Origin of the sequence: Pseudoalteromonas sp. BSi20311 (genome assembly GCF_000239875.1) — a bacterium.
Classification (GTDB): Bacteria; Pseudomonadota; Gammaproteobacteria; order Enterobacterales; family Alteromonadaceae; genus Pseudoalteromonas.
Map to the genome: position 1 here is coordinate 37,117 of NZ_BADU01000190.1, position 7,316 is coordinate 44,432.

Sequence of the window (7,316 nt, forward strand, 5' to 3'; positions counted from 1 at the left end):
TGTGCAATTTAAAGATACAATCACCTTAGCATTTAGCGGCGCATCAGGCGCACCATATGGGTTGAGGCTGTTGGAAGTGTTGCTTGAGCAACAATTTCAAGTGTATGTACTTATTTCAAGTGCTGCGCGTGTAGTTTTTGATACCGAGTCTAATATAAAGTTATCAGGGAATGAAGATAAAGCTACCGAGCAGTTAAGTGTATTATTTAACGCCAAGCCTGAACAATTAAAGGTATTTGGCAAAGATAACTGGTTCAGTCCGGTGGCTTCGGGCTCAGCAGCACCGAAAAAAATGATAGTATGTCCATGTAGTGCCGGGTCAGTGTCTGCGATTGCAGTCGGCGCATCAGATAATTTATTAGAGCGCGCTGCCGATGTGGTGATAAAAGAGCGAGGCCAGCTTATTCTAGTGCCACGCGAGACGCCATTTAGCGAAATTCACTTGGAAAATATGCTCAAATTGTCGCGTTTAGGGGTCACTATCATGCCCGCTGCTCCTGGGTTTTATCATCAACCACAAAGTATAGAAGACTTGGTTGATTTTATGGTGGCGCGAATTTTAGATCATTTAAATATTGAACATAACCTCACAAAGCGCTGGGGTTATGGTGAGGGTAAGAAATGAATAAGCAAAACATTGCTTTAAATATTGAAGGCCTTACCAAGGTTTACAAAAATGGGGTAGAGGCAGTAAAAGGGGTTGATTTACAAGTGCATGAAGGTGACTTTTTTGCACTGTTAGGTCCAAATGGGGCGGGTAAATCAACCACTATTGGGGTAATTTCTTCACTGGTTAATAAGACCAAAGGCAAAGTTGAAGTATTTGGTCACGATATTGATACCGACCTTGAAGCGGCTAAAGCGAATTTAGGCCTAGTACCACAAGAGTTTAACTTTAGTCAGTTTGAAACCCTAAGCCAAATACTCGTTAATCAAGCAGGTTACTACGGTGTACCGCGCGGCGAAGCACATAAACGTGCAGATAAATACTTAGCGCAACTTGGATTAATCGAGAAAAAAGATAAGCAAGCACGTACTCTTTCTGGTGGTATGAAGCGTCGTTTGATGATTGCACGTGCCTTAATGCATGAGCCAAAGTTACTTATTTTAGACGAACCAACTGCGGGCGTTGATATAGAGCTGCGCCGCTCAATGTGGGAGTTTTTAAGACAAATCAACGAACAAGGTGTGACCATTATTTTAACCACTCACTACCTTGAAGAAGCCGAACTACTGTGTAAAAACATCGCTATTATTGATACCGGTCGCATAGTTGAAAACACTACTATAAAAGCTTTGTTGGCTAAATTAGACAAAGAAATCTTTGTACTGGATTTAAAGCAGCCTACCAATCCGGTGACACTTGAAGGGTATAATTTCACCATGACTGATGAGCACACCATTGAAGTTGAAGTGGCTAAATCACAAGGGCTTAATGCTGTATTTAGTGCGTTAACCGAACAAGGTAATACTGTGCTAAGCATGCGCAATAAAGCAAATCGATTAGAAGAATTATTTGTAGGTTTATTAGAGCAAGGGCGGGGCGAATAAATGTTTAAATATGGCGTAGCCTTAAAAAGTATTTGGATTAAAGAGTGTATTCGCTTTTTGCGTATTTGGGTGCAAACCTTAGTGCCGCCAGCGATTACTATGAGCTTATATTTTGTTATTTTTGGGAACTTAATAGGCTCGCGTATTGGCGATATGGGCGGCTTTAGTTACATGGAGTTTATTGTTCCTGGCCTTATTATGATGTCAGTTATAACAAACTCTTACTCGAATGTAGCTTCAAGCTTTTACTCAACTAAGTTTCAAAAAAGTATTGAAGAGTTATTGGTTGCACCTGTGCCTAATTACATCATTGTGTTGGGTTATATGGGCGGAGGCATGACCCGTGGCATTATGGTTGGCTTTATTGTAACGTGTGTTTCTTTATTTTTTGTAGATATACAAATACATAATATTTTTGTGATTATGGCCACTGTTATTCTTACCTCGGCGGTGTTTGCCTTGGGCGGGTTAATCAACGCTATTTATGCAAACAGCTTTGATGACATAAGTATTATTCCGACCTTTATTTTAACACCCCTAACCTATTTAGGCGGGGTGTTTTATTCAATCACTTTACTGCCTGATTTTTGGCAAATGGTGTCGCAAATTAATCCTATTATTTATATGGTTAACGCATTTAGATATGGGTTTTTAGGTGTGTCGGATGTAGATTTATCGGTCGCAATGGGTGTGTTGTTGGTGTTTATCAGCGTCCTATTTACTTTAGCACTGACGCTAATTAAAAAAGGTGTGGGGCTAAGACACTAATGAGCGATGCAAATTCACGTAGTATTGTATCTAATCAAGCGGGGCTTCATGAAAAGCTTGATGAAATAGTTAATAAACACTTACAAGCCGAGTTTAAAAAGCCAATTGCAACACATACGCAAACCGCATTTGATGAAGTTAATGCTAAAGTGCAAGCCTTTAATGGGCCGCTTATTTTAGATTCCTGTTGTGGGGTCGGGGAGAGCACCGCTAATTTAGCAAAACGTCATCCTGAAGCGTTAGTTGTGGGCATTGATAAGTCATCTCACCGACTTGATAAGCATGATGTTGAGTATAAACAAACTGAGAGTGGTCAATACATTTTAGTGCAAGCTGACTTAAATGACTTTTGGCGTTTAGCGGTGGCTGCTAATTGGCAGCCTACGCATCACTATTTGCTTTACCCTAACCCTTGGCCTAAGTCTAAACACATACAAAGGCGCTGGCATGGGGCGGCTATCTTCCCCTTTATTGTTAAATTAGGTGGTTTGCTTGAAGTGCGCAGTAACTGGGATATCTATGTTAAAGAGTTCGCCAGAGCGCTCGAGTTAGCTGGGTATCCTTGTCAAACCGCGTTGTTTGAATCAGATGAAGCAATTACTCCTTTTGAGCGTAAGTACTGGGCCAGTGGTCAGCAAAGCCACCGACTAGCCATTAATATTAATAACTAATTCATTGCTTTTTTAAAGTCAGTAACATGTGGCGTTGGTTTGCCAAGGAAACTACCTTGCATCAGCGTCACATTTAGTTGGCTGAGTAACTCTGCAACCGTATCACTTTCTACCGCTTCAACAACCAATTCAAGTTCAAGCTGCTGGGCTATATCAGTGATGTAGGATATAAATAGCGACGTATTTGCATCATTTAATAGCTGCTTTGTGATTGCACCATCGAGTTTTATACCATCAACCTCCACTTTTAAAGTATTAAGAGTATTAATAAACTCATTACCCCAGCAGTGCATCACCACCTTTGCCCCCTTACTTTTTACCATTGCGATAAATGACTTTATTTCATAGTAATGTGAAATAACCTGCGACTCTAAAATCGAAATAGTAATGTTTTCAGGATTAGGGTAGCGATGAAGCTCATACGCAATATGATCATAAATAGTGGGATCTGCAATGTTTTCAGCGCACAGCGTTAACTCCCAACAAATTGCTGATTTACGAAAACGTGAAACACATTGAGTAAACAGTGCATGGGTTAACATGCCATTCATACGCAGTCTATTTAGTGCATTTGCAAAGGTATCAGGGGTTAAAATCTCCCCTTGTGAAGTGACTATTCTCGGTGAGCAATCATACCTAATAACTTCATCGGTATGAGTATTTATAACCGGCTGAAAGTAAGGAACAACACGATGAGCATCAAATGCTTCACGAATTTCTTTTGCTATTTCAACATTATATAAATATAGAGATTTAGCGTCATTAATTGCCTCACAGTAGTTAACTATGCTCTGATCGCCCTGCTTAGATTGCAGTAACGCAATATGAGCATTCTTAAGCAGTAATGACTTATTCCCTCTTGCCACTCCAGCGTTGAGCGTAATATAAATAAATGGGTCTGTAATAAAAGGTGTATTTTTATTATGGGATTGAATAATGCTATATAGCTCATCAAAGGGAGTTTCTTTATCAGTTAAAATAGCGAGTTTATTAGTTGCAATACGATAAATACGTGCGTGCAAACGGGCTTGCTGCTTAAAGTGAGTGAGCAGCTTTTTCATCACTTCATCGGCTGTTTTTGTGCCAAAAAAAACGGCTGATATTATCAATTTCGTTCACTAAAATAATCGCAATTTGTAAATGATGTTCATTGCTTTTTTTTAGCCGTTTTTCTAAGGCAATATGATTTTCGAATCCGCTTGCATGGTCGCTCATTAATGAACGACGTACTCCATAGTAATAAAGAGTATAAACTATTAATAAAATAATAATTACGCAGCAAAAATGAAACATAGATTGATATAAGTCTGTTTTTAACGCATTGCTAATTTTATCAACGCTAATATCTGCAGCTGTAATATAGGTTCTGCCATTTTTTGCCAGATGAGGAATATATACTGTTTTAGAATGGCCGCGATGCGCTGTTGAGGTTTCAAAAATAGGGGCCGTTGATAAAAATGCAGCCATAGTTATTGGCGTGGCTTCGGGATAAAGATCTAAAAACTGAGTAACTTTACCGTTATTTTGATCATCTTGAGTGTAGCTAGAGGCAGTAAAATAAACATTTTCATCAATCAGTACCATTGAATATAAATAATCTATATTTAAATCATTGGCCAATGCCGAAAGCTGGTCGGCTTTATTTTGATAGCTTGAAAAGCTAATTTCTTGCGCTACTTTATCGTGATAATCATTACCTAAAATGTACTTTACGCTGGTGGCTGCATTTAATAAACGATTATCAATGCTGCGTATAACATCATTATTGATGGCAGTGTAGGTGTAGTAACTGTAAATTATTAAGCTGACTAAAAAAAGACGGTACCGAGCGCCAACCGAGTTAATTTTAGATTTCCTTTTAGCATGCAACATCCTTATTTTTTGTTAGATTTATTATACTTAAAAATTATAAATGCCCAATATTTTAATTACCCTTTGTACTAAATATAAAAAATAGTGAAATGTTATCTATTTTGTATTGTCTTTTATGGCTTAAAACGAGACATTTTTGTCATATTGCAGTAAAGTTAGCGCAATTTTTTTAGAAATGCCGTTGCTTAAAAACACCTTAAATTAGCGTGTTTTACAAACTAACAGGTGTTTTAGTCACACACTAGGTATGAAGATGGATCAAAAGCGTTGTGCCGTCGCCTCTAAAGAAAGCCTCAAACGGATATTTACCGTTCCAGAGGCCCCTGACTCAACTTTGAGCAAAATAGAGCTTGAAATTTCGAGTAATTTAGCAGGTTTCTTAAACGAAAATATCGCGGCAATTGAAAAACCATTACATGAAATAGAAAAAGATTTTCAATCGGCGGCTATCCCTGAAGAGCCAACGTTTGTGTCTTGCTATGCCCAAGATATTATGGAACAGCTGGTTGCTCATTCTGTACATACCGCAGCGCCAAGCTTTATTGGTCACATGACATCTGCTCTGCCACATTTTTTACTGCCGTTATCGAAATTAATGGTTGGGCTAAATCAAAACCTTGTAAAAATAGAAACCTCAAAAGCGTTTACCCCATTAGAGCGTCAAGTTTTAGGAATGATGCATCATTTAGCTTATAGCCAAAGTGATGGTTTTTATTCTAAATGGATGCACAGTGCAAAAACCTCTTTAGGAGCATTTTGCTCTGGTGGCACAGTAGCTAACATTACAGCACTTTGGATTGCCCGCAACCGCTTATTGAAAGCAGATGGCAACTTTAAAGGCATTGCTGCACAAGGTTTAGTGGCGGGAATGCTCCACTATGGTTACAAAGGACTGGCGGTTTTAATCTCTGAGCGAGGTCATTACTCATTAGGCAAATCGGTTGATTTATTAGGTATTGGCCGTGAGAATTTAATTGGTATTAAAACATCGGCTGATAATAAAGTTGATGTAGCTGCTATGCGAGAAAAAGCGCTAGAGCTTGAAGCGCAAGGCATTAAAGTGATGGCAATTATTGGTGTAGCCGGAACGACTGAAACTGGTAATATCGATCCACTTGAAGACATGGCTAATTTAGCACAAGAGATTAATTGCCACTTTCATGTTGATGCGGCGTGGGGCGGAGCTACTTTACTGTCTAATACCCATAGGCATTTATTAAAAGGTATTGAGCATGCAGATTCAATCACCATTGATGCGCATAAACAAATGTATGTACCGATGGGAGCAGGTTTGGTGCTGTTTAAAGACCCTGCTGCAACTGATGCCATAGAGCATCATGCTGAATATATTTTACGTAAAGGCTCTAAAGATTTAGGCAGCCATACCCTTGAGGGGAGCCGCCCTGGTATGGCGATGTTAGTGCATGCTTGCTTACGTGTTATTGGTCGTAAAGGCTATGAAATGCTTATCGATCGCAGTATTAAAAAAGCACGTTACTTTGCTGGTTTGATAAAAGCAGATGAAGACTTTGAATTAATATCAGAACCTGAGCTATGTTTGCTAACTTATCGTTATGTCCCTAAGCAAATTAAAAATGCGATAGCACAGGCCGACGCACAAACCCGTTTAGATATCTTTGCCGCGCTTAATCGTTTTACTGCAAGCATGCAAAAACGTCAACGTGAATCAGGTCGCTCGTTTGTATCGCGTACACGTTTAACGCCAGTTCAATATGATAACCAACCAACCGTGGTATTTAGAGTGGTGCTTGCGAATCCGCTTACATCAGGTGCAATATTAAAAGAGATATTAGAAGAGCAGAAAGAACTAGCTCAAACCGACCCTGTATTTAAAAAGTATTTACGAAAATATATGTAACTAACCTGAACTCTGGTTTAGAGATTTACTAACATATTGAATCAAAGATGATATTTATGTTTATTTTCTCTAGCCAGAGATTTTCAGTGAAAACAAGGCGAACTTACGCGTCAATAGCTAGCCTATTGCAAGTAAATTCAACGCAGTTAGCGCTAAAAATAGCTGCTTGAGATAGATTTATTATTCAGAGTTCAGGTTAAATATAAATGCTATAAAAAAGACGCTTAATAGCGTAATGCCGATCAGTTAAGAATATTTTTGATCGGTTGACTGATCTTTTTAACGCTTTCAAAATCCGATATCTGTCTCTGGTATCGGATTTTTTTATGCGCTTTGAAAATGAATTAGCGGTCGCTTTTAACTCTTGTGGTAGTTTTCATACATTTGAAAAATATGCTGAGCTACTTTCCCCTCAACTTATTCAGCAAGGCTTTGAACAAGCTGGTGTGGCTACCATTCGTAAAAGAAGGTTGCCGCTTGAAACGGTTCTGTGGTCAATTATCGGCATGTCTTTATATCGTCAGAAATCGGTTTGGGATATTGCAACACAAATGGACATTATGTTGCCCGATAAT

8 protein-coding genes are annotated in these 7,316 nt (G+C 38.8%); 6 read left to right on the plus strand and 2 right to left on the minus strand.

Annotated elements, in window-relative coordinates:
• Position 1: 1 nt before the first annotated feature.
• From P20311_RS18295 to P20311_RS18310, 4 genes are read left to right on the plus strand one after another with little or no spacing between them, the layout of a single operon-like run.
• Entirely contained in the window at positions 2-625 is a 624-nt protein-coding gene (locus P20311_RS18295) for a flavin prenyltransferase UbiX (protein ID WP_008115616.1), read from the plus strand.
• Positions 622-1,551, plus strand: a complete 930-nt coding sequence (locus tag P20311_RS18300; protein ID WP_008115617.1) for an ABC transporter ATP-binding protein — start codon at positions 622-624, stop codon at positions 1,549-1,551. The genes P20311_RS18295 and P20311_RS18300 overlap by 4 nt, the downstream gene beginning before the upstream one ends.
• Positions 1,552-2,319 carry an ABC transporter permease gene (locus P20311_RS18305; RefSeq protein WP_008115618.1) on the plus strand — a complete coding sequence of 256 codons (768 nt, stop codon included), beginning with the start codon at positions 1,552-1,554 and terminating at the stop codon, positions 2,317-2,319. It abuts the gene before it with no gap.
• Positions 2,319-2,990 carry a tRNA (guanosine(46)-N(7))-methyltransferase TrmB gene (locus tag P20311_RS18310; RefSeq protein ID WP_008115619.1) on the plus strand — a complete coding sequence of 224 codons (672 nt, stop codon included), beginning with the start codon at positions 2,319-2,321 and terminating at the stop codon, positions 2,988-2,990. The genes P20311_RS18305 and P20311_RS18310 overlap by 1 nt, the downstream gene beginning before the upstream one ends.
• Here P20311_RS18310 and P20311_RS19555 read toward each other — a convergent pair.
• On the minus strand, positions 2,987-4,099 hold the full coding sequence (locus P20311_RS19555; RefSeq protein ID WP_008115620.1) for a GGDEF domain-containing protein: 1,113 nt from the start codon (positions 4,097-4,099) through the stop codon (positions 2,987-2,989). The genes P20311_RS18310 and P20311_RS19555 overlap by 4 nt on opposite strands.
• A complete protein-coding gene (locus P20311_RS19560; RefSeq protein WP_008115621.1) occupies positions 4,056-4,862 on the minus strand; it encodes a hypothetical protein in 807 nt (268 codons plus the stop codon). The genes P20311_RS19555 and P20311_RS19560 overlap by 44 nt, the downstream gene beginning before the upstream one ends.
• 253 nt (positions 4,863-5,115) lie before the next feature.
• Here P20311_RS19560 and panP point away from each other — a divergent pair, with 253 nt between their 5' ends.
• Both panP and P20311_RS18325 read left to right on the plus strand, forming a co-directional pair.
• Complete coding sequence (gene panP / locus P20311_RS18320) at positions 5,116-6,741, plus strand: pyridoxal-dependent aspartate 1-decarboxylase PanP (RefSeq protein ID WP_008115622.1); 1,626 nt, start codon at positions 5,116-5,118, stop codon at positions 6,739-6,741.
• 326 nt (positions 6,742-7,067) lie between these two features.
• Positions 7,068-7,316: transposase domain-containing protein (locus tag P20311_RS18325; RefSeq protein WP_036985325.1), on the plus strand; the 249-nt coding region annotated here is incomplete at its 3' end.

Coding starts and splice junctions, on each gene's coding strand:
- P20311_RS18305 (WP_008115618.1), top strand. CDS start 1,552: ATGTTTAAATATGGCGTAGCCTTAAAAAGTATTTGGATTAAAGAGTGT.
- P20311_RS18300 (WP_008115617.1), top strand. CDS start 622: ATGAATAAGCAAAACATTGCTTTAAATATTGAAGGCCTTACCAAGGTT.
- panP (WP_008115622.1), top strand. CDS start 5,116: ATGGATCAAAAGCGTTGTGCCGTCGCCTCTAAAGAAAGCCTCAAACGG.
- P20311_RS19560 (WP_008115621.1), bottom strand. CDS start 4,862: ATGTTGCATGCTAAAAGGAAATCTAAAATTAACTCGGTTGGCGCTCGG.
- P20311_RS18310 (WP_008115619.1), top strand. CDS start 2,319: ATGAGCGATGCAAATTCACGTAGTATTGTATCTAATCAAGCGGGGCTT.